The organism is Oribacterium sp. NK2B42, from assembly GCF_000424445.1.
In the GTDB taxonomy this organism is placed as follows: domain Bacteria; phylum Bacillota; class Clostridia; order Lachnospirales; family Lachnospiraceae; genus Oribacterium.
Genome location: NZ_KE384187.1, coordinates 32,356 through 53,182, shown reverse-complemented (window position 1 = coordinate 53,182; position 20,827 = coordinate 32,356). Strand labels below are relative to the sequence as shown.

Sequence of the window (20,827 nt, the reverse complement as noted above, 5' to 3'; positions counted from 1 at the left end):
CATAGGATATTTTTGTGAATTAATTATTAACAATTGAATTTTTTTCTATTTTACAGCATTGCAAAGATTGCTCCTTTGGAATATAGTGTAAGCCAAAATCCGTTTTTTCATGCCTTGTTATCCTAAGAACAGATATCCGTTCGGTTGTCTCACAGAGCTCATCCGATCTGAATCTGTATATAAGAAACAAACGGCGAAAAACTTGACTTTATAAAGGAGAATCCCATGTTCCGAATGAGCGGCTCAATTTACAGAAACGGTCAGATCGTAAAAGAATGCGTATCCCGGCAGGAGGACAACTCCATGTCCAGAACAGACCGTGTCCTTACAGCACTTAAAGAAATATGTGAGTATATGGATCTTGCCGTCCCCATCTGGCTTCAGTCAAACATAAATGAGTTCAGACGAAAATCCATCACTGCCTTCAGATCCGATTCCTTTGTTGAACCCATCGGCTTTGACTATTTGAGGATTGAAGTCATAGAGGAGTAATGCTTTCTCCCTCTTTTCTGTCGATGCTTCAGCCTGCCGTTTCTGCCATGACATTGCGGAAGCGACAGGCTGACTTTTAATTCAGGCATCAAAACCACCTGTCATTTCATCAGAGTCTTTCCACCAGAGCCTCTGTAAGTCTCACGCAATGCTCAATTGCCTTTTTCTCAAAGGTAGGATAGTCCATCTGTGCTGAATTGTCTGCCTTATCCGAAATAGCTCTTATGATAAGGAACGGCACCTTGTTCTGCCATGCAACCTGAGCTATGGCAGCGCCCTCCATCTCGCAGCATTTCCCCTGAAAATGCTTTACTATCCACTCTTTTGTGTCCTTATCGGAAACAAACTTATCGCCGCTGCACACGCGCCCTATGAAGGTGTGGATATCCGGATTTACCTTCCGGTTCTCCTCCTCCGCAAATGCTATAAGCCTGTCATCTGCCTTGAAAGAAAGTGTTCCCACTCTCGGAATCTCACCGAGCTGATATCCGAAGCTAACCGCATCCATATCATACTGGACAGCGTCCTCTGAAACCACGATGTCACCGATGTCAATGTGGGCGTCCAGGGATCCGGCGATACCCGTGTTTATAACCTGCTCCACCTTGTAGCGGTCTATGAGCACAGCTGTGCAGGCGCCGGCATTAACCTTGCCTATACCTGAACGGACAACAGTAACATACTTTCCCTTAAGCTTTCCCGTTACAAAGGTGAGGCCGTTATGTACTTCCGTGACAGCGTCTGTTATATCCGCCTTCAGCTTCTCAACTTCCTCATCCATTGCGCCAATTATTCCAATCATGATAGCAATTCACCTTCCTCGTCTCTACATGTATGTTTTTTTGTTTATATCTGACTCACAGACGCCATATGACCGACTCTTTAATTCATCTTTTCGCCTTAAATAACTGAGATGTTGCTGCAGATCTGAAATTGTCTCTCATCAGGAATTCTTTTCCTGATTCTCCCTGACCACATCCCTGAGCACCTGAAGTACACGATCAACGCCATTAGCCTGATCCGAATTCTGCATGGCTATGATGTATCCGGACTTCTTGAGATACACCTCATGAACTGCCTTATAAAGGAGTTCAATGTCTTCCTCCATCTTATGCTGGTCAAGCACGTAACTGAAGCCCTGCTTTTCGAAGGATTCAGCGTTCAGTATCTGGTCGCCTCTGCTTGCATCAAGAGGCAGCGGGATAAGAATGTTTGGCTTCTTCAGCGCCACAAGCTCGCAGATAACATTGGCACCTGCACGTGAAATAACCACGTCTGCAAGGGCATACAGATTTCTCAGTCCATTTGTAAGGAACTCATACTGCTTATAGCCCTTTGTATCCTTGAGACTTTCATCCAGATTGTTCTTGCCGCAGACATGGACAATGTCAAAGTCCTCCAGGAATCTGGGAAGCAGTTCACGTACCGCATTGTTGATGGCAACGGAACCAAGGGAACCTCCGATGATCATAAGAACGGGCTTCTTTCCGTCAAAGCCGGTCATTTCAAGACCCTCTTCACGGGTACCCTGGAGAAGCTTCTCTCTGATGGGAGAACCGGTGAGAACCGCCTTTCCCTTAGGGAGATTCGCAAGTGTTTCAGGGAAATTGCAGCAGATTTTGTCGCAGGCCCTGACACTCAGACGGTTTGCAAGTCCGGGAGTCATATCCGATTCATGAGAAACAACCGGGATATGGAGACTGCGGGCCGCCCACACTACCGGAACCGCAACAAAACCACCCTTACTGAATACTATATCAGGCTTGATCTCCTCCAACGCTTTTCTGGCTTCATTGTAGCCTTTAAGTACCCTTATGGGATCGGAAAAATTCTTAACATCAAAGTATCTTCGAAGCTTTCCCGTAGATATACCGGTGTAGGGAATGCCTTCGGCCTCTACCATTTTCTTTTCTATACCATCATAGGAGCCAATGTAGTAGACCTCGTAACCGTCCTTCTTCATCCGGGGGATAAGGGCTATATTGGCAGTGACGTGACCGGCTGTTCCTCCACCGGTCAGTACTACTTTACCGATCATTCTTTTCTCCTCATCTATTAATGCTGCTTACGAGAGCCTTAATAACCGACATACAGCTGCAGATTTAATTGGTTCCTTTGTAAGCGATTTTCCTGCCGTTTATTTCCGGCTTACCGATTTTGATTTAACAGTCCTTTGATCAAAGTGCCTTTATAAGTTTATCGCAGATTTCGCCCATCTTTTCGGGGGCTGTCTTTCCGGGCTTCCAGAGTACCATCTCGTCGGCATCGCCGTAGCGCGGGATGATGTGGGTATGGAAATGGTTTACGGTCTGTCCTGCAGCCTCTCCATTGTTCTGAACAACATTAAAGCCCTTTGCTCCTAATGCCTTTTTCATGGCTGTTCCAATCTTTCCTGCAAGGGGCATCACTCCTGAAGCAATGCTTTCGGGAAGCTCTGTAAGGTCTGTGTAGTGCTCCTTTGGTATAATGAGCACATGTCCGTCTGATGCCGGATTTGCATCAAAGATCACTCTGAATGTATCGTCCTCATACAATGTTGTTGTAGGTATATCTCCATTGGCAAGTTTACAAAAAATGCAATTATCGTCTTTCATGTCGAACCTCCGATTCTTCGTTAAAAACTAGAAATATTATATAATTTTGGCGAGGCTTATACAAGGAAATTGACGGAGCAAACTTCAGGTTATATAATTGGGCGAAAAGTTTTAGGTGTTCTATACCGGCCAGAAAATGCAAGGGATGCGCGCCGGCCCACGAGATTGAAAGTACAGCCAACTTTACATGTTCGTCCCAGCTGCACTAACGTGCATCTGTGCCGTACATGTAAAGTCGTCTGTTCTTTCAACTCGCAAGCCTAGGCACACATCCCTTGCATTTTCTTACACGTTCTAATGGTTAACTGAACAGTAACCGATATAACCTGAAGTTGCTGATAACAAAAAAAGAAAGAAGGTTTTATATGTCACTTCCAAAAGATCCTGTTATGCTTTTGAGCTTTATCAATACTCAGCTCCGTGATAATTATGATTCGCTCGAGAGTCTTTGCAAAGCTTTTGATGTCGATCAGGACAGCATAGTGAAGTCTCTTTCGGTGATTGATTATCACTATAACAGCGAGATAAACCAGTTTAAGTAAAAAACAGTAAAGAACCGGGCCGGAGGGTTGATTTATCATTCATCTTCTCAACTGTAAACGTTGTTTTTTTAGCCTTAATACCTGATCGGCTATTTGAACAGTTGGTCTGAATCCAGCATCAGAGTGAAGGGACCGTCGTTCAGGAGTTCGACCTTCATGTCGGCACCGAACTCTCCGTGCTCTACCTTTTGAACGTAATCCTTGCAGCGTTCTGTGAAGTACCGATAAAGGGCATCGGCTTTGTCCGGGGCTCCGGCCTCGATAAAGCTTGGGCGGTTACCTTTTTTGCAGTTGGCATACAGTGTAAACTGGCTGACCACAAGTACGGAACCTCCTACATCCGAAAGAGAGCAGTTTGTCTTTCCGTTTTCATCCGGAAATATACGAAGACTGCAGATTTTTTTCACCATTTTATCCGCCATTTCTTCATTATCGGTGTCTGAAACACCCAGAAATATCAGAAATCCCCGTCCGATCCTGCCTATTGTTTCATTATCTACTGTGACAGCTGCATGCTGCACAACCTGAACTACACATCTCATTCTTTATCCTCTTCTCTACTACAATGTTTTTAGTCAGAATCCATTCTTTTTAAGAGCTATTATACCAAATGAGCAGTCGTTACAATGCCTATATATTTCCATTTACAAGATCTTCAATGGTGATGTGATAAAAGAAGTCGTGAACCCTCGAATCATATTTTTTCCACATGGGTAAGGTTTTGCAAATCAAAGCTATCTGCCAATGCCAGAACAGGTATATTCTGATCAGGTGTACTATTCCTTTCCACCTATTACGATCTTTCCCTTTGCATTCACGTCATCCCTGATGATCTCTGATACTTCAGGAACCGATATGGAACCCGAAAGAGGATTCTTTATACTGATCATCGGAGTGGTTATGGTTGCTTCGACATCTGACTTTTCAAAGGCAAGATCTGTATCGATCATCCTGCAGTTGATAAGCTTTAATCCCTTGCAGTAGCAAAGAGGCTGAGTCCCTATGATCATGCAATTTTCAAAGATGACATTTTCACAGTACCATGCGAGATATTCACCCTTTACCACACTATTTCTCACCACTACATTTTTCGCATGCCAGAAGGCATCTTTTGTGTCTAAATTACAGTTCTCAAAAACAGAATCCGCAATGTACTGGAAAGAATATTTGCCCTTGAGTGTCACATTCGAAAAATCAAGCTGCTCGGATCTCATCATGAAATATTCACTCTGAACATCAGTATCCTTCATTTTGATATTCTTTACAGACCAGCCAAATTCAGGAGAAATGATGTCACTGTTTTCTATCCTTATATCAGAACATTCCCTCAGTGCCTTTATTCCGTGCATCTTTGAATTTCTGATTGCTGCATCATTTGTATACCAAAGAGCTGCTCTACAGTTCTCAGTCATTTCAATATTATCAAGCTCTAATTTATCATCATGCCAAAACGGATATCTAAGATTGAAATAACTATCCTTCACCACAACATTTCTGCTCTCTTTAAAAGCACTCTCCCCATCTGCGGGTCCGTCAAACCTACAGCCCTCAACTACGATATCCCTGCTTCCATAAAGAGCTCTCTCTTCATCAAATACTTCGTTCTTTATAACCGTATCTCTCACTAATCTCTTTCCTCAATATAATGTCTTTAATTGTTACTATAATAACATCGATTTTTATATGTTTATGTGTTTAATTTAATGTCTTTTTATCAGAACTTCCTTTCCTTCAAAGGCAAAGGCAAGTTTTATTATCTTTTCTTTGTCAAATCCTGCTGACAGCAGCTCTGCTTCATACTTTTTATCTTCAATCTGTTTTAATGCCATATCGCATAGCTCATCAAGTGTCTTACCCTTTTCGCTTCTTCGTTTTGACTTAAACTCGATGATCACAGCATTATCCTTTTTATCTTTTGGACGGAGCATCACATCATAACGTCCGAGACCACTTTCACGGTTTGACTTTATCTCATATCTGTCACGGAGTTCCACAAGAAGCCCAATCACAAGGCCATGATAGAAATTTTCAGGGGCTGCCTTGCCGCTCCCGTCAAAGGTGCTTATCATGTCTTCACAGATTTCTGACATTGTATCCATCATATCGTCTATGTTGCCTTCAAGTAGTGCTTTCACGAAGTAGCTATAGATATGTCCTGCATTTTCAAACCACCTCTTTACAAGTATGCTGAAACTGACCATAACCTCATAATTTGTCAGTTTCAGCTCATATTCAGTTACTCCACTGATATCTTATTTGGCTATTGCCAATTTCCTTGATCACTTAAAAGATTCTGCTCTCTGACTTATCAGATTTATATAGTCTTCCTTCATCTCAAAAGGAATATATGCCTGATTTATAAGTTCAATGAATACATCCTTATACTTAAGAACCTGTTTCATCAAACCTTGGGCAGTTTTTTCGCTCAGCTCAAAGCTCTCTGCCAATGCAAAAAAGTCTTTTTTTCGAAGATTTCTCTTTTTTCCATTAAGAGTTAAAGCTACCTGTTCTTTATCAGCAGGAAGTATGATGTTCACAGGCAAAAGATCATAAGCCTCTGATAAACCAAACACTCTGCTTCCGGGTTTATTTTCTATCAACGAAAAATTTTTGAGATGCATATCAGAATTCCCGGTTACATAACAAAAAACGAGTCTATAGAATAATTCAGCCAGATCGATTCCGATGTTTTGTGAATACTTCTTTATTATTTTCCCACACTGCTCATAGGAACCTCTGTATTTATCCTCGGTCATCCTGCCTGATAACTGGCAAAAATCTTCCATCGCATACATTTTCCCTTTTGATCTGTCAATTCTTTTCGTTATATATGCGAGTTTGCCCCTGCTGCTTATCAATGCATTGGGTACAGTTTTTATCCTGCATGCTTCGGCCATTTTCATCGTAAGATATTCCACTTCCGGTAAATGATCGAAATCATTTGATTGTGGCTTCAGAATATAACCTGTCGGATAGTCAACTACTGTAAGTCTCGAAACATTAGCATCCTTATCAAGATGAAGCGATAATTTCTTTTGTACTCCCGGCACAGTAAGTCCCTTGTTGACAGTACTTTGGGCCAATGCTTCTAACTCTTCATCTGAGCAGTCAAGTTCAGGAAGCATCACAGTTCCAAAAAATGATTTTATACATTTTTGATGCCATGAAACTTTTGATTCATAGTCATTAGGGTTTTGTATGATCTTATTGCAGCACAAACATCTAGTCATCGCCGGCCTCTATTCTTACATCTCCTATACAATCACCACATGTCACAAGCATTAAACCAAATCTGTCTTTCCCATCTATCTTCCAGTTTCTTTCGACAACTCCCAGAAGCCACCCTTCCGGAATCAATCCATCAAAAAAAGGGAACAATGTATTGGACTTAAAAACTTCATTTGACAAAGGAAATGTTAAGCTTATCGGCAAAGCTTCTTCTGATTTAAGATATTCATCATCGTATAAAAACTCATACCCTTCCTCTGTTTCTTTTATAATCCCCGCGTATTTGTTTTGGACAAAAACTTTTCCTGATCTACCCATGCTATATTCTCAAAGATTCACTTAAATTCATCCCGGTTTATCTTTCCCGGGACAGCTTCCATGCCAAACATCCCCAGCGCCTGATTTACTTTGTCCATGCGAACAGTCTCCTTACCCTGTTCCAGTTCTCTGACAAATCTTAGTCCTAATCCGGCTCTAAGTGCAAATTCTTCCTGGGTAAGCCCGGCTTTCTTTCTCTCTGTTTTGATAAATTCTGAAATAGTATTACTCATAACAACAATATATACCCAATCGGGTATTATTTCAATCGGACTTCATCGTTTTATACCCGTTTGGGTGCATTTTATATTTTCTTCACAAATATATACCCTACAGGGTATATATTTTAAAGTGGATGCTGCAAACTATGCAACATCCACTTCCTTATGGCATTATATACAGTTACGACAGAGTAAACTTTGCCGTAAGGGGTGTCGTCAATCACACCATGATGCAACACCACTTTAGGCTAATGCCTATCGGGGTTTAAAGGTCGGAGGCGAGAGCCGTTAGCACGACTAGGTAGTTGCAAGCCCATGACCTTTAGGTCGTGGGTAATTGACTATAATGCCTTCTTTATCAGAACTTCCTTTCCCTCAAATGCAAAGGCAAGCTTAATTATCTTTTCTTTGTCAAATCCTGCTGACAGCAGCTCTGCTTCATACTTTTTATCTTCGATCTGTTTTAATGCCATATCGCATAGCTCATCAAGTGTCTTACCTTTTTCGCTTCTTCGTTTTGACTTAAACTCGATGATCACAGCATTATCCTTTTTATCTTTCGGACGGAGCATCACATCATAACGTCCGAGACCACTTTCACGGTTTGACTTTATCTCATATCTGTCACGTAGTTCCACAAGAAGACCAATTACAAGACCATGGTAGAAGTTTTCCGGGGCTGCCTTGCCGCTTCCGTCAAAAGTGCTCATCATGTCTTCACAGATTTCCGACATGGTATCCATCATATCGTCTATGTTGCCTTCCAGAAGTGCTTTAACGAAATAGCTGTAGTTATGTCCGGCATTTTCAAACCATCTCTTTACAAGTATGCTGAAGCTCACCATAACCTCATAATTTGTCAGTTTCAGCTCATATTCAGTTACTCCACTGATTTCTTCTTTGGCTATTGCCTTGAGATACCCGCTTGCATACAGAAGACTCCAGACTGCCTTTTTGTTCCCGTCCATTTCTCCGAAAACAAGCTGCTCATCTATCTCTGATCTCACACTACCGCCCTTCAGGAGCTCTTCAAAAGACTTCTTTATCTCAACATCACCTTCTCTTACAAGCTTTGAAACAAGTGAGTTTGAGCTTGTATTGGCCCAGTACGGCTCATATTTTCCTTCCTGAAGGAAAGAGATGATGGACCATGGATTATAGATATCCTCAGTGTTTCCAAACTTAAACCCGTCATACCATGCTTTTACCTTTTCCTTTTCGGAACTATATCCGTAACTGTCCAAAGATTCAAATACTTCCTTTTCTGTAAATCCAAAACAGTCTGCATACATATTTGATGAAATAGTTACTATCTGTAGATTATTTAAATCCGAAAACAAAGACTCTCTGCTTACTCTCGTGATACCGGTCAGAAGCGCTTTCCCGAGATAAGGATTTGTTTTAAGTGTAGAGTTGAACATGTTCCGCATAAATCCAACGAGCTCATCCCAGTATCCGATTACATACGCTTCCTGCATAGGGGTATCGTATTCATCAATCAGGATTATGACTTTTTTACCATAGTAATCTGAAAGCCACCTGCAAAAAGTATTAAGACATTGACCTGCTGTTTTCTCATCCATGTCGTAACTTACTTTTTTGTAAAATTCCAGGTCTTTATCACTCATTTTATCCTTGAGCCAGTTATTTCGTGCAATCCATTCAGTAAATAGCCAGTTAAACTGTTGTAACGCACCTTGATATGTCTCTGCTTTAACCACGGCAAATGAAATAAATAGTACCGGCCATTTGCCGCATTCCTCCATCATTTCCGTATCATTGTAAACATTTAAACCCTTGAAGAGTTCCTCATTGTTTCCCTGTCTCACCGAGAAGAACTTTTCTACTGTACTCAGCATCAGTGTTTTTCCGAAACGGCGCGGACGGGTGATCAGGGTGATATCATCATTGCTTCTCCACCACTCAGAAATAAACTTTGTTTTGTCAACATAGAAATTGTTTTGTTCTATGACCTTTTCAAAATCCTGAATGCCAAGTCCGACTGTCTTTAACATGCACTGCACCTCTTCTCGCTACATCTGTATAGTTGTATATGCATATACTACCATAACTAATTACTTCCCTCAATTAAGTGCAGCATTGTCAGCGTGGGCTCCGTTAAACGTTTATTATTACAAAATCAGCTCATGATAAAAAACAGCTATGCATATCTGTTCTTATCATCAAACAGATATTACATAGCTGTTTTTCTAAATACATTATGCTGTGCTTGTTAATTATGTGCCATAAAAATACCGACCTCTCAAAAGTCAGATTTTGGTTCTGACTTTTTGGGGGTCGGTACAAAAACATCTAAAGTGATATGCCAATTTTGATTACATTCATATCATTTAAATATTATACCTTGCCTAATGCGATTTTTCCCATGGCATCTGCCTGCATGATCGCATCATAAAGTTCACATGGCTGAACATCGCCTGCAAGGTTATGAATCGTTTCACCAGGTACACAGGCATTCTCAGCAATGATTCTTACCTGATCTTCTGTTGTAATTCCTATCTGCTCAAGAGTTACAGGAAGACCAACTTCCATACAGAAACTCTGGACATCATCAAATTCTTCCTTCGTTGCACCTTCAAGTACCAACTGTACCAGTGTCCCGAGAGCAACACAATCTCCATGATCCGCATGTTTACAACCTACAGCAGTGACACCATTATAGAATGAGTGTGCAGCTGCGCAGTTTACATTATCAGCACCTACACCTGAAAGGTAAACATTTGCCTCAATAATATTCTCAAGTGCAGGAGTTACTACATGAAGCTTGCAAGCCTCTATAGCCTGCTTTCCATACTGACGAAGTGTCTCATAGCAAAGCTTTGCAAGTGCCTGACCGGCTCTTGTGATTCCGGTTCCCTCAAGGCTTGCTGATTCTGTACGAATAGAAGCTCTTCCCTCGAAATATGTTCCGAGAGCATCACCCATTCCTGAAACAAGGAAATGTACTGGTGCGTTTGCTATTACATTACAATCAACAATTACCGCATCAGGATTTGTCGGATAGAAAAGATACTTGTCAAAGCTGTGGTCATTGTTATAAATAACTGAAAGCCCTGTACAAGGAGCATCTGTTGCAGCAACTGTAGGAACTATGACGATATGCTTGCCCTCATAGTATGCAGTAGCCTTGGCTGTATCAACAGCACTTCCTCCACCTATAGCGACAACAACGTCAATGTTGTCATTTTTAACTATCTCCTGCATTTTCTTTATTTCACCATTGCTGGAGATTCCGCCGAAGATCTCATAACGTCTGTAATCATCATGACCTTCAAAGCTCTTCTCAATCTTGTCGTGACAAGCTTTGTATCCGCTGTTGGAACATACAAACAGCCAACGCTTGCCCATGTAACCCATCTCATCGTAAAACTTGTTTAATGCGTCTCGCCCCTGAACATACTTGAGTGGTTCGCGCATTGCTCTTAACCTGCCCATCATAATGAATGTGCCTCCTTATCAGAAAACGTTAATTTATTAACAATGCTGATATAATTTTAACCCTTTTACTATTGGGTTACAATGTTTAAGATTGTACTTATTGATAAACAATTCACATAATTATTTCCCTCTCGTTGTGACTCTCAATTGTATATTCGTAATGCTGCTATAGGGGCAAACACAGTGGTGACAGGGACGATGGACACCGAAAACGTCTTTGTTTACAGATTCTGAGTTGTTTCATTTTCATAATTAATCACTTCAAAAAACGGTTATACCCACTGCAATTTTTGCAGATTAGGTATAACCGTTTTTTATCTTTAATCCCTTTTAATCATAACTTCCTTTCCCTCAAAGGCAAAAGCAAGTTTTATTATCTTTTCCTTGTCGAATCCTGCTTCCAGAAGTTCAGCTTCATACTTCTTGTCTTCGATCTGTTTAAGAGCCATATCGCAAAGCTCGTCAAGGGATTTTCCTTTTTCGCTTCTTCGTTTTGACTTAAACTCGATGATCACAGCATTATCCTTTTTGTCCTTCGGGCGGAGCATCACATCATAACGTCCGAGGCCACTCTCACGGTTTGACTTTATCTCATATCTGTCCCGGAGTTCTACAAGAAGACCAATCACAAGACCATGGTAGAAGTTTTCCGGAGCCGCCTTGCCGCTCCCGTCAAAGGTACTTATCATGTCTTCACAGATTTCCGACATTGTATCCATCATATCGTCTATGTTGCCTTCCAGAAGTGCTTTAACGAAATAGCTGTAGTTATATCCGGCATTTTCAAACCATCTCTTTACAAGTATGCTGAAGCTCACCATAACCTCATAATTTGTCAGTTTCAGCTCATATTCAGTTACTCCACTGACATCTTCTTTGGCTATTGCCTTGAGATACCCGCTTGCATACAGAAGACTCCAGACTGCTTTTTTATTTCCGTCCATTTCTCCGAAAACAAGCTGCTCATCTATCTCTGATTTCACACTACCGCCCTTCAGGAGTTCTTCAAAAGACTTCTTTATCTCAACATCACCTTCTCTTACAAGCTTTGAAACAAGTGAGTTTGAACTTGTATTGGCCCAGTACGGCTCATATTTTCCTTCCTGAAGGAAAGAGATGATGGACCATGGATTATAGATATCCTCAGTGTTTCCAAACTTGAACCCATCATACCAAGCTTTTACCTTTTCCTTTTCAAAACTGTATCCGTAACTATCCAGAGCTTCAAATACTTCCTTTTCAGTAAATCCAAAACAGTCCGCATACTTGTCAGAAGATACAGTCACTATCTTTAGGTTATTAAGATCTGAAAACAATGACTCTCGGCTGACTCTTGTAATACCGGTCAGAAGTGCTTTTCCCAGATAAGGATTCGTTTTAAGTGTAGAGTTGAACATATTCCGCATAAATCCGGAGATTTCATCCCAATAGCCATTGACATATGCTTCCTGCATAGGAGTGTCGTATTCATCAATCAGGATTATGACTTTTTTTCCATAATATCTATTGAGCCACGATGAAAAATTGTTCAGACACTTAATCGCTACAGATGCATCCATTTTATAATTAATTTCATTCCATAACTCAAGTTCATCATCAGACAGATTATCCTTTATAAAAGATAGATTTATTTTCAAATCCATAAAAGTCTGAACGAACTGAATCAAAGCATCTTTAAAATTCTCTGCTTTTATTGCTGCAAACGAAACAAAGAGTACCGGCCACTTACCACACTCCTCCATCATTTCTGTATCTTTGGAAATATTTAATCCCCTAAAGAGTTCCTCATTGTTTCCCTGTCTCACCGAGAAGAACTTTTCTACTGTACTCAGCATCAGTGTTTTTCCGAAACGACGCGGACGGGTGATCAGGGTGATATCATCGTTGCTTCTCCACCACTCAGAAATAAACTTTGTTTTGTCAACATAGAAATTGTTTTGTTCTATGACCTTTTCATAATCCTGTATGCCAAGTCCGACAGTCTTTAACATGTGATGCACCTCTTCTCACTACATACATATATACTTATGTGCTTATACTATCATAATTCATTACTTCCCTCAATTGATGGACCACTAACCCCGTCCCCATGGCTCACCGACAGAACTGTTACCACAGAGTATCATGCTGACAATCCCGCTTGCAGCTTAACTATTTACAAAACATTTCCGATTAGGTTAACATACTTTGATATAATATATTAAAAAGAGCTATATGGATCCGAATATATCTGCATCGGTATGTAAGGCATAGTCGGAGAAAAATATACCTTTATAGGGAGGATTGAATTTATGTCACAAGAAAATACAGAGCAAAGCAGAGACAGCGTCATCGTTAGAACCAGCATCTTAGGTATAGTTGCCAATGTTTTCCTCGCTACCTTTAAAGCGATAGTCGGTGTACTGTCAAACTCCATCGCCATCGTGCTTGACGCGGTCAACAACTTATCCGATGCCATGTCATCGGTCATAACCATAGCAGGAACAAAACTTGCCGGAAGAAAACCCGACAGAAAACATCCTTTGGGATACGGAAGACTTGAATATCTCAGTGCAACCATCATCTCTGTCATCGTTCTCTATGCCGGCGTAACATCTTTTGTGGAATCGGTAAAGAAGATCCTTTCTCCTGAGAAAGCCGATTACAGTACGGTCACACTTGTTATAGTTGCGGCTGCAGTGGTGGTTAAGATTCTTCTCGGAAGATATGTAAAGAGTGTTGGTGAGAAAGTAAACTCCGATGCCCTTATCGCATCAGGAACGGATGCAACCCTTGATTCCATTATTTCTGCATCGACACTGGTGGCAGCAGCCATATATATGACTTTAGGCATTTCCCTGGAAGCCTGGCTCGGTGCCATTATTTCCATCGTGATCATAAAATCAGGTATTGAGATGCTCAGGGATACGGTTTCCCAGATACTCGGAGAACGAGCAGATGCCTCTTTTACAAAAGCCATCAAAGCCACCATTGCAAGCTTCCCGGAAGTAAACGGAGCCTATGATCTGTTGCTTCATGCCTACGGTCCCGATACCTATGTAGGTTCAGTACACATTGAAATACCTGATACCATGACTGCAGGAGAGATAGACAGACTCACCAGAAATATCCGTCGAGAGGTTTATAAGAAACATAAGGTGATGCTTGAGGGTGTCAGCGTTTATTCCATTAACACGAAGGATGATAATGCTCACGCCATGATGGAAACCTGCAGAAACATCGTAATGTCACATGAATATGTGCTGCAGATGCATGGATTCTATGTTGACGAAGAAACAAAAAACATATCCTTCGATATGGTTTTAAGCTTTAAGGCAAACAATAAAGATGAAATTTTTAAAGAAGTATCAGACAGAATCCGGAAAGTATATCCGGACTATACATTAACCATCGCACTGGATACCGACTTCAGCGACTAATTGCCGCTTTACGTGAATAAATCAGGAAAAGCCGGAGGGCATCCATTTTTAAATGGATGCCCTCCGGCTTTTTTATCACTTCACAAACTTTATTCCGTTACAGGTTGAAACCCTCATTCTGATAGAATCGGTGTAGCTTATCTTAGCCTTCTTGCCGATGGAATCAGCGGCAACCTTTGCCAGCTTCTCATCACCGTCTACAGTGAAATTGAAAACCTCACCCTCATCCGTCTTAAGGTAGATGATACCGTCTGCAAACTGAGCGATGGTTCCCTTGATCTCATAAACCTCAGAATCCTCTTTCTCCATCATGTCCTCTGTACAAATGCGGTACGCCTTGGCATCATCAGATGAAAGCTTTCCGAGATAAAGAACCTGAGCATAATCACCAACCTTTGCTTTTCCTATGGTTGTGGCATATGAAGGAATCTTAAATGTATACTCAACTCCATCCTGAGGACCGTTGTCAGAATTGATACCCTCATCCTCTTTAATTGTGATGGAATCATCAGAAAGCTTTGTTATCTCTCCATAAACCTGGGGTTCTGATGAAAAGTCCTCAGAAACATACTCATAAGGAACCGACATAACAACCTCTGCCACCTTTGTGCCATCGGCAGGGATATCTACACCATCCTCTCCGTTATAGAAGATATCGACTTCATCCCCCGGCATAAGCTGCCATGCAGGATTTATAAATGCATCGGATGTGTCCAATGTTAAACTTGTGCCATCCTCATACTCAACTGTAAGTTTTGTGCCGTCCAGTTTCTGTACTGTAGCCTGAAAATCCTTCATGTTTGATACGTCAACAGGTCCTGCAACACTGGAATCCCCGTCAACTCCTATGCCGGAAGCCTCTCCGGAAGCCACTGAAGCAGCAGTCTCTGCCGCCTCTTTCTTTCCACCCTGACAAGCAGCAAGAGAAAGAACCGCAAAAACTGTCATCGCTGTGTATACAAACTTTTTCATAATGTTTCTCCATTCCGTGTTTCCCGACCAAAAAAGGCCATAAACACACTGTTATTCTCCTCTTTTTCTTGTTTCCCGGTCAAAAAAGAGTAATCCCTCTCCCAGACCAGGTGATAATAAAAATAGCACTAAAGAAGCTTCACTTCTACCCAAAACCTCTTAACTCTTTATTAAAAAAAGTGAAAATCGTAAAAGTTCAGCCGATGTGGACCAGGGGGAACTTTTATCTGAAATCACCTTTTATGTTTATGAGGATAATGATAAAATTCCGCATCCTTTATGGCATCCGGCAGATACTGCTGCTCAACCCAGTTTCCGGGAAAATCATGGGGGTATTTATAGCCGATCCCTCGTCCAAGTTCTGCGCTTGCATGATAATGTGCATCCTGAAGATATGGTGGAATGGGAAGATTTCCGGATCTTTCCACCTCCTCCATTGCCTCAAATACAGCCTCACAGCAGGCATTGCTCTTGGGAGCCGACGCCACATAGGTACAGGCCTGGGAGAGAATGATCTGTGCTTCCGGCATACCCACGCGTTCAATAGCCAGAAAAGCATTGGTAGCAACCACCAATGCCTCAGGGTCAGCATTACCCACATCCTCGGAAGCGCAGATAACGATACGTCTCGCAATGAATTTAATATCTTCGCCGGCCTTCAGCATGCGGGCAAGATAATAAACTGCCGCATCAGGATCAGAGCCACGCATGGACTTGATAAAGGCCGAAATGGTGTCGTAATGGTTGTCGCTGTCCTTATCATATCTGACAGCCCGTTTCTGTATGCATTCCGCCGCAACCGGAAGAGTGATATGGATACGTCCGTCAGGCTCCCTGTCAGTGGTGAGGACAGCAAGCTCGATGGCATTAAGAGCAGCTCTCGCATCCCCGTTTGCGATATCCGCGAGAAACTCTCTGGCATCATCGTCGATGTAGGCATGGAACGATCCGACGCCCTTTACGGAATCGGAAAGTGCCCTGTCTATAAGGGTCGCAATATTGTCCCGGGACAGGGGTTTAAGCTCAAATATCCTCGAGCGGGATATGAGCGCACTGTTTACCTCAAAATAAGGATTTTCCGTTGTGGCGCCTATGAGAGTGACTGTGCCGTCCTCAACATAGGGAAGGAGAAAATCCTGCTGGGCTTTGTTAAAACGATGTATCTCGTCTACAAACAGTATGGTTTTCCTGCCGTATCCTCCCTGATTCTGCTTAGCCTTCGTCACCACTTCCTCCAGGTCCTTTTTACCGGCTACAGTTGCATTGACAGACTCAAAATCAGCACTTGTGGTATGAGCGATGACCTTTGCCAATGTTGTCTTTCCGGTTCCCGGTGGTCCGTAAAATATAATGGAACCAAGCTTATCTGCCTTTATGGCACGATAAAGCAGCTTTCCCGGGCCGATGATATGTTCCTGCCCCACCACCTCATCAAGAGTCCGGGGTCTCATACGTGAAGCAAGAGGAGCTTCATCCTCTTTATTCTTTTCCGCCATATATTCAAAAAGATCCATTATATCTCTTTCCTTTCTTTGAAATCTCCGAGGCCATCCTGCACAATCCCCGAGGTCGTCCTGACCGGCAAAAGGAATCGGCAGCTTTCTAAGTCAGCTCCGATGCCATCCTGACCATCATGGGGAAACGGTAGCTGCAGCGTTCGGCATTTTCATTTATCACGATGGTGGGCTTGTACAGCTCAACAAAATCCATGAATCTGTCCGAGTAATCTCCCCAGACAAATATGGTTTTTCCGAAGCTTTCGGCAATGTCATCAAGGATATAGTTCTCAACATAAGAGTCTCCTATGATGAGAACCACCTCGTCATTTCCGGCGCTTTCACAGGTGAATACCCTGTGCCCGGTGCCCTCCAGAGGAGTTATCTGAAGATCATCCTCCACTGCTCCGGGATGCTTTATCCTGTAGCACGGCTGTACATCTCTCTCATGTATACCGCCGTAAAGAGTGGTCCCCATATCCACCGGCTCAATGTCATAGTCCTCGGGTTCCAGCACTCTGTACTTAGTTGCCGGCTCTACGGCATTCTCCGTGATCTGCTTTGATCCATCAGGATCAGAACCTGTATTTAACAGTTCCTCCATAAGCTGCCTGTAGGCTAGATATGCTCCAAACTCTGTCCAATGGGAAGGGTCAGTGTACCGCCCGAAGGTCTCTCCCTCTGTTTTTCCTTCTTTCAAAACCCCGGTAGTGTCGATAACCTCCACCGTGGTGTTTGCCTTCAGGTTCTTCATGACCTGGTCCACCAGAGATTCCTCACCATACTGGTTCACTGAAGTCATGAACTGCTCGGGATAAATGCTGTGTTTGTCGCGGCACTGCAGGTAAATATACCTTATACCCCTCGCCTCCAAAGTATCCTTTATCTTCTGGTACGCCGCCGCAGTCTCATCCAGCTGCTCCTGAGAGTAAAGGTTCTTGTGCTGATAGTCGACAAGCATTTCCTTTTCCGCATAGTTGAACTCACCCTTGGGTCCCAGATAAAAATCGGAGCTTCCGGTTCCCGCAGAAGAAAGATTCCCGAACACCCTGTACTGGAGCCCTGCATTGAGCCTGACCAGCACGGATCTGAGCCCGATGTTGTCATTGATCCAGTTCTCAAAGTCTGAGGCAAATGCTTCGTTCAGGCTTCCGTCATCCTTCACAAGGGTCGCTCTCCTCGCAAGATACCGGTTCTCATCCTTTGACAGTCCGCCATTCTCCCTGTTTGTTGTAATGACCGGAATGAAGAGAACCAGAAGAAAGGCTGCCGCAAATAGTATATTCTGTTTTTTCAGATGTTTTCTATTCTCCACCGGAAAACCTTTCCTTAACTATAAAACCTTTAAGATACAGATGAATCAGATATACCGTAATCTCTGAACGGTATCCCGAAAAATCAGAACTGAAAATAAATAAACGGATTGTAGGTACCGGATACTATACGCATAACCGATAACAGGAGCAGGAGAAGCAGTGCAATGTCTCTCACAAAAGTCCATACAGCCGGATTGCCAGCAGACTCAACCTCAGACTTAACCTCGGACTTAACCTTGGACTCAACCTCGGACTTAACCACAGACTTAACCTCGGACTTAACCTCTGTCTTGCCCTGCACTTCTCTTTCCTCACATTTCTTCACTTTTATATTCAGTATGCGGTCAGTTTCAAACCCTGTCTTTCTAAGCAAAAATCCCGGAATATTCAGGGATAAAGCAATGCCTGCCACCAGAATAAATGCCGTCCAGCCATCCAGATACCACATCACACTGTATCCCGGAGTCTGCCCCAGGGCACGACCCAGCATTGTTTTAAGATACCACACACCTTCGGATAGTGAACCGGCTCTGAAAAATACCCAGCCGATAAGCACCACGAGAAGCGTGTAGCCATGCCGGATCAATGCTTTGATATTTGCATACATAGTGTCCTCTTTAGGCAGCTGAGCTTCCGGTTCATCTCTTCTCCGGATTTCTGCATTTGCTCCTGAAACCCTGCCGGTTTTACTCCCACCCGGTTTCCTGAATGCCCTCTCCAAAAGCATGAACATGCCATGCCAGAGTCCCCAGAAAATGTAGTTCCAGGCTGCACCGTGCCATATGCCGGTAAGAAGAAAAACGATAAAAAGATTTCTGTAGGTTTTAAATGTGCCTTTACGGTTTCCGCCGAGAGGAATGTACACATAGTCCCTGAACCAGCTTGACAGAGAGATATGCCAGCGCCTCCAGAACTCGGTTATGGACCTTGAAATATAGGGAAGATCAAAGTTCTCAAGAAACCGGAATCCAAACATCCTTCCGAGACCTATGGCCATATCCGAATAACCTGAAAAATCAAAATATATCTGCAGCCCATAGGCTATGGCACCAAGCCAGGCAATGGCAACAGTATTGTTCTCTATTCCCTGTCCCCAGATGCTGTCCACAGTAACTGCCATGGTATTGGCTATCAGGGCTTTCTTTGAAAGTCCTATGATGAACCTTCTTGCGCCGTCAGAAAAATCATCGATACTGACACTTCGCTCATCGATCTCCGCCTCCACATCCGTGTAGCGCACGATGGGCCCCGCAATGAGCTGAGGGAACAGCATTACATAAAGAGCAAGCTTAAAAGGGTTCTTCTGAACTCCTGCCTTGTTCCGATACACATCGATGGTGTAGGACATTGCCTGAAAGGTGAAAAAACTTATCCCTATAGGAAGAACTATATTTCTGAGCGAAAAACCTGTCTTAAAGATCTGATTGACAGTGGCAATGGTAAAATCGAAATATTTAAAATAAAAGAGCAGCAGAAGATTTGCCGCAACCGTAAGGAAAAGAAACAGCTTCTCCGGCCTCTTGTTCACCGTAAGGCCGTTAGGATGATTTTGTGCATATACTGCGAAATCCTCTGCCGTAAGGCCGTTAGAATTTCGTGCATGTACTGCGGAATCCTCTGCCGTAAGGCCGTTAGGATTTCGTACCTGTACTGCGGAATCAGGCAGCGAATTCTTTTCCCTGCCTGAATGAATGAGCAAGGCACCTGTGTAATTTATAAATATGCTTGCAGCTATGATCCAAACGTAGCCGATCTGCGACCACGCAAAGAAAATAAGGCTCATAAAAAGCAGCCAGTAATTACCGAAGATCTTACGGTCCTTAAATATCTTTTTATCTAAAAACAGACACAAATAGTAACCTGCCAGTGTCAGTGGCAGGAAACCGAATAAAAACAATATAGAACTAAAAACCATGAGGAATGACTCTCCATTCAGACGCTTACGGTCATAACTCTGTAAAACGTTATAAAATCGTGCGGCGCTGAAAGCTTCTCAAAGTATGTAAGGTTATCTTCATAAAAAGCATTATCCAGCCGAACGTCTACTCAAAATCCTGACCGGCAAAGCTGACAGCTTAACTTATCAGCCCTTAGTGGTTTCCTTTGGCGCCTCTGTATCAAAAAGTCCCAATGCATCCTTTGCGGCATTCATAACACCCTCCGAAGTATAGGTAGCTCCGGAAACTCCGTCGATCTCATAGCCGTCCTTTTCAACCAGCTGCTTCTCAAGCTCGGGAAGGGCTGCGCCGCCAACCTCCGGAGTTTCATCATTACCCTCTATGGAAGCCTTAACGATGTCGTCTCCCTTCATGGTGAGTGTCACGGTAATGGTTCCGCCAAAACCTTCCGCGCTTCCCACCAGCTCTCTTTCCTGAGCCTCGGTTGTTTCTTCCTTTGTAGCCTCCGGAACCTTATTTGCATTGCAGGCTGCAAGAGAAAGTAAAAGAACTCCAGACATTATCATTAATGTTTTTTTCATATAACTCCCCATTCCGCGGGCTGCCGTTTCCGGCTAATGCTTAGAACCCCCGCTTCTCACTTAAATATATATTTTATCCCGCCGCCGTGGGCAGGAAGCATTTACAACAACTATGATGCCAAACTTCACCGATTATCACAAGGGGTTTTATCGGATATCACTCACGTTATGCTACATATGATAACAGTTCAGCCGGTATGCCTTATTTTCGCAGTAAACAAGGCATTACATTGACCCATATTCCGGTTACCAGCATTTGAGTCATCCTGAATGGCAGGTTACATTGACTCA

20 protein-coding genes are annotated in these 20,827 nt (G+C 42.8%); 3 read left to right on the top strand and 17 right to left on the bottom strand.

Annotated elements, in window-relative coordinates; translation table 11 throughout:
- The first annotated feature begins 234 nt into the window (after nt 1-234).
- Nucleotides 235-492, top strand: coding sequence for a hypothetical protein (locus G625_RS0114935; RefSeq protein WP_242826651.1), 258 nt, complete (start codon nt 235-237; stop codon nt 490-492).
- Nucleotides 493-601: 109 nt separating this feature from the next.
- Here the strand turns inward: G625_RS0114935 and G625_RS0114930 are convergent, their stop codons facing one another.
- The 3 genes from G625_RS0114930 to G625_RS0114920 all read right to left on the bottom strand — a co-directional run bounded on the left by G625_RS0114930 (nt 602) and on the right by G625_RS0114920 (nt 3,086).
- Complete coding sequence (locus G625_RS0114930) at nt 602-1,294, bottom strand: 5'-methylthioadenosine/adenosylhomocysteine nucleosidase (RefSeq protein WP_029201732.1); 693 nt, start codon at nt 1,292-1,294, stop codon at nt 602-604.
- 141 nt (nt 1,295-1,435) lie between these two features.
- Nucleotides 1,436-2,527, bottom strand: coding sequence for an undecaprenyldiphospho-muramoylpentapeptide beta-N-acetylglucosaminyltransferase (locus G625_RS0114925; protein WP_044933149.1), 1,092 nt, complete (start codon nt 2,525-2,527; stop codon nt 1,436-1,438).
- A gap of 142 nt (nt 2,528-2,669) precedes the next feature.
- Complete coding sequence (locus G625_RS0114920) at nt 2,670-3,086, bottom strand: HIT family protein (RefSeq protein ID WP_029201730.1); 417 nt, start codon at nt 3,084-3,086, stop codon at nt 2,670-2,672.
- A 365-nt stretch (nt 3,087-3,451) separates the two neighbouring features.
- Here G625_RS0114920 and G625_RS0114915 point away from each other — a divergent pair, with 365 nt between their 5' ends.
- Nucleotides 3,452-3,628, top strand: a complete 177-nt coding sequence (locus tag G625_RS0114915) for a DUF4250 domain-containing protein (RefSeq protein ID WP_029201729.1) — start codon at nt 3,452-3,454, stop codon at nt 3,626-3,628.
- A gap of 89 nt (nt 3,629-3,717) precedes the next feature.
- Here the strand turns inward: G625_RS0114915 and dtd are convergent, their stop codons facing one another.
- From dtd to G625_RS0114870, 9 genes are all read right to left on the bottom strand, one after another.
- Nucleotides 3,718-4,170: a D-aminoacyl-tRNA deacylase gene (dtd, locus tag G625_RS0114910; protein ID WP_029201728.1), complete on the bottom strand. Its 453-nt coding sequence runs from the start codon at nt 4,168-4,170 to the stop codon at nt 3,718-3,720.
- A 234-nt stretch (nt 4,171-4,404) separates the two neighbouring features.
- Nucleotides 4,405-5,253 carry a DUF3737 family protein gene (locus G625_RS0114905; protein ID WP_029201727.1) on the bottom strand — a complete coding sequence of 283 codons (849 nt, stop codon included), beginning with the start codon at nt 5,251-5,253 and terminating at the stop codon, nt 4,405-4,407.
- A gap of 75 nt (nt 5,254-5,328) precedes the next feature.
- The gene (locus G625_RS0114900; protein ID WP_029201726.1) at nt 5,329-5,829 is read right to left on the bottom strand and encodes a PD-(D/E)XK nuclease domain-containing protein; all 501 of its coding nucleotides are present in this window, start codon (nt 5,827-5,829) and stop codon (nt 5,329-5,331) included.
- A gap of 78 nt (nt 5,830-5,907) precedes the next feature.
- Nucleotides 5,908-6,858, bottom strand: coding sequence for a HipA domain-containing protein (locus tag G625_RS0114895; RefSeq protein ID WP_029201725.1), 951 nt, complete (start codon nt 6,856-6,858; stop codon nt 5,908-5,910).
- Nucleotides 6,851-7,174 carry a HipA N-terminal domain-containing protein gene (locus tag G625_RS0114890; RefSeq protein WP_029201724.1) on the bottom strand — a complete coding sequence of 108 codons (324 nt, stop codon included), beginning with the start codon at nt 7,172-7,174 and terminating at the stop codon, nt 6,851-6,853. The genes G625_RS0114895 and G625_RS0114890 overlap by 8 nt, the downstream gene beginning before the upstream one ends.
- A gap of 17 nt (nt 7,175-7,191) precedes the next feature.
- Nucleotides 7,192-7,407, bottom strand: coding sequence for a helix-turn-helix transcriptional regulator (locus tag G625_RS0114885; protein ID WP_029201723.1), 216 nt, complete (start codon nt 7,405-7,407; stop codon nt 7,192-7,194).
- Between the two features lie 329 nt (nt 7,408-7,736).
- Nucleotides 7,737-9,410 carry an AAA family ATPase gene (locus tag G625_RS0114880; RefSeq protein WP_029201722.1) on the bottom strand — a complete coding sequence of 558 codons (1,674 nt, stop codon included), beginning with the start codon at nt 9,408-9,410 and terminating at the stop codon, nt 7,737-7,739.
- A 343-nt stretch (nt 9,411-9,753) separates the two neighbouring features.
- Nucleotides 9,754-10,851, bottom strand: coding sequence for a glycerol dehydrogenase (locus tag G625_RS0114875; protein WP_029201721.1), 1,098 nt, complete (start codon nt 10,849-10,851; stop codon nt 9,754-9,756).
- 323 nt (nt 10,852-11,174) lie between these two features.
- Entirely contained in the window at nt 11,175-12,845 is a 1,671-nt protein-coding gene (locus tag G625_RS0114870; protein WP_029201720.1) for an AAA family ATPase, read from the bottom strand.
- A 300-nt stretch (nt 12,846-13,145) separates the two neighbouring features.
- Here G625_RS0114870 and G625_RS0114865 point away from each other — a divergent pair, with 300 nt between their 5' ends.
- Nucleotides 13,146-14,273, top strand: coding sequence for a cation diffusion facilitator family transporter (locus tag G625_RS0114865; protein ID WP_029201719.1), 1,128 nt, complete (start codon nt 13,146-13,148; stop codon nt 14,271-14,273).
- 75 nt (nt 14,274-14,348) lie between these two features.
- On the opposite strand, the gene G625_RS20295 is transcribed toward G625_RS0114865, so the two are convergent.
- The 5 genes from G625_RS20295 to G625_RS20285 form a co-directional block, all read right to left on the bottom strand.
- Nucleotides 14,349-15,245, bottom strand: a complete 897-nt coding sequence (locus G625_RS20295; RefSeq protein WP_049895936.1) for a hypothetical protein — start codon at nt 15,243-15,245, stop codon at nt 14,349-14,351.
- Nucleotides 15,246-15,478: 233 nt separating this feature from the next.
- On the bottom strand, nt 15,479-16,759 hold the full coding sequence (locus tag G625_RS20290) for a replication-associated recombination protein A (protein ID WP_044933066.1): 1,281 nt from the start codon (nt 16,757-16,759) through the stop codon (nt 15,479-15,481).
- A gap of 88 nt (nt 16,760-16,847) precedes the next feature.
- On the bottom strand, nt 16,848-18,056 hold the full coding sequence (locus G625_RS0114850; RefSeq protein ID WP_029201718.1) for an alginate O-acetyltransferase AlgX-related protein: 1,209 nt from the start codon (nt 18,054-18,056) through the stop codon (nt 16,848-16,850).
- Nucleotides 18,057-18,139: 83 nt separating this feature from the next.
- Nucleotides 18,140-19,972 (bottom strand): MBOAT family O-acyltransferase, encoded by a 1,833-nt coding sequence (locus G625_RS0114845; RefSeq protein WP_029201717.1) that lies wholly within the window; start codon nt 19,970-19,972, stop codon nt 18,140-18,142.
- 168 nt (nt 19,973-20,140) lie between these two features.
- Entirely contained in the window at nt 20,141-20,536 is a 396-nt protein-coding gene (locus G625_RS20285) for an FMN-binding protein (protein ID WP_049895935.1), read from the bottom strand.
- Nucleotides 20,537-20,827: the final 291 nt, after the last annotated feature.

Coding starts and splice junctions, on each gene's coding strand:
- G625_RS0114935 (WP_242826651.1), top strand. CDS start 235: ATGAGCGGCTCAATTTACAGAAACGGTCAGATCGTAAAAGAATGCGTA.
- G625_RS0114880 (WP_029201722.1), bottom strand. CDS start 9,410: ATGTTAAAGACAGTCGGACTTGGCATTCAGGATTTTGAAAAGGTCATA.
- G625_RS0114875 (WP_029201721.1), bottom strand. CDS start 10,851: ATGGGCAGGTTAAGAGCAATGCGCGAACCACTCAAGTATGTTCAGGGG.
- G625_RS0114900 (WP_029201726.1), bottom strand. CDS start 5,829: ATGGTCAGTTTCAGCATACTTGTAAAGAGGTGGTTTGAAAATGCAGGA.
- G625_RS0114915 (WP_029201729.1), top strand. CDS start 3,452: ATGTCACTTCCAAAAGATCCTGTTATGCTTTTGAGCTTTATCAATACT.
- G625_RS0114890 (WP_029201724.1), bottom strand. CDS start 7,174: ATGGGTAGATCAGGAAAAGTTTTTGTCCAAAACAAATACGCGGGGATT.
- G625_RS0114845 (WP_029201717.1), bottom strand. CDS start 19,972: ATGGTTTTTAGTTCTATATTGTTTTTATTCGGTTTCCTGCCACTGACA.
- G625_RS0114885 (WP_029201723.1), bottom strand. CDS start 7,407: ATGAGTAATACTATTTCAGAATTTATCAAAACAGAGAGAAAGAAAGCC.
- G625_RS20290 (WP_044933066.1), bottom strand. CDS start 16,759: ATGGATCTTTTTGAATATATGGCGGAAAAGAATAAAGAGGATGAAGCT.
- G625_RS0114870 (WP_029201720.1), bottom strand. CDS start 12,845: ATGTTAAAGACTGTCGGACTTGGCATACAGGATTATGAAAAGGTCATA.
- G625_RS20285 (WP_049895935.1), bottom strand. CDS start 20,536: ATGAAAAAAACATTAATGATAATGTCTGGAGTTCTTTTACTTTCTCTT.
- G625_RS0114895 (WP_029201725.1), bottom strand. CDS start 6,858: ATGACTAGATGTTTGTGCTGCAATAAGATCATACAAAACCCTAATGAC.
- G625_RS0114865 (WP_029201719.1), top strand. CDS start 13,146: ATGTCACAAGAAAATACAGAGCAAAGCAGAGACAGCGTCATCGTTAGA.
- dtd (WP_029201728.1), bottom strand. CDS start 4,170: ATGAGATGTGTAGTTCAGGTTGTGCAGCATGCAGCTGTCACAGTAGAT.
- G625_RS0114930 (WP_029201732.1), bottom strand. CDS start 1,294: ATGATTGGAATAATTGGCGCAATGGATGAGGAAGTTGAGAAGCTGAAG.
- G625_RS0114920 (WP_029201730.1), bottom strand. CDS start 3,086: ATGAAAGACGATAATTGCATTTTTTGTAAACTTGCCAATGGAGATATA.
- G625_RS20295 (WP_049895936.1), bottom strand. CDS start 15,245: ATGAAAAAGTTTGTATACACAGCGATGACAGTTTTTGCGGTTCTTTCT.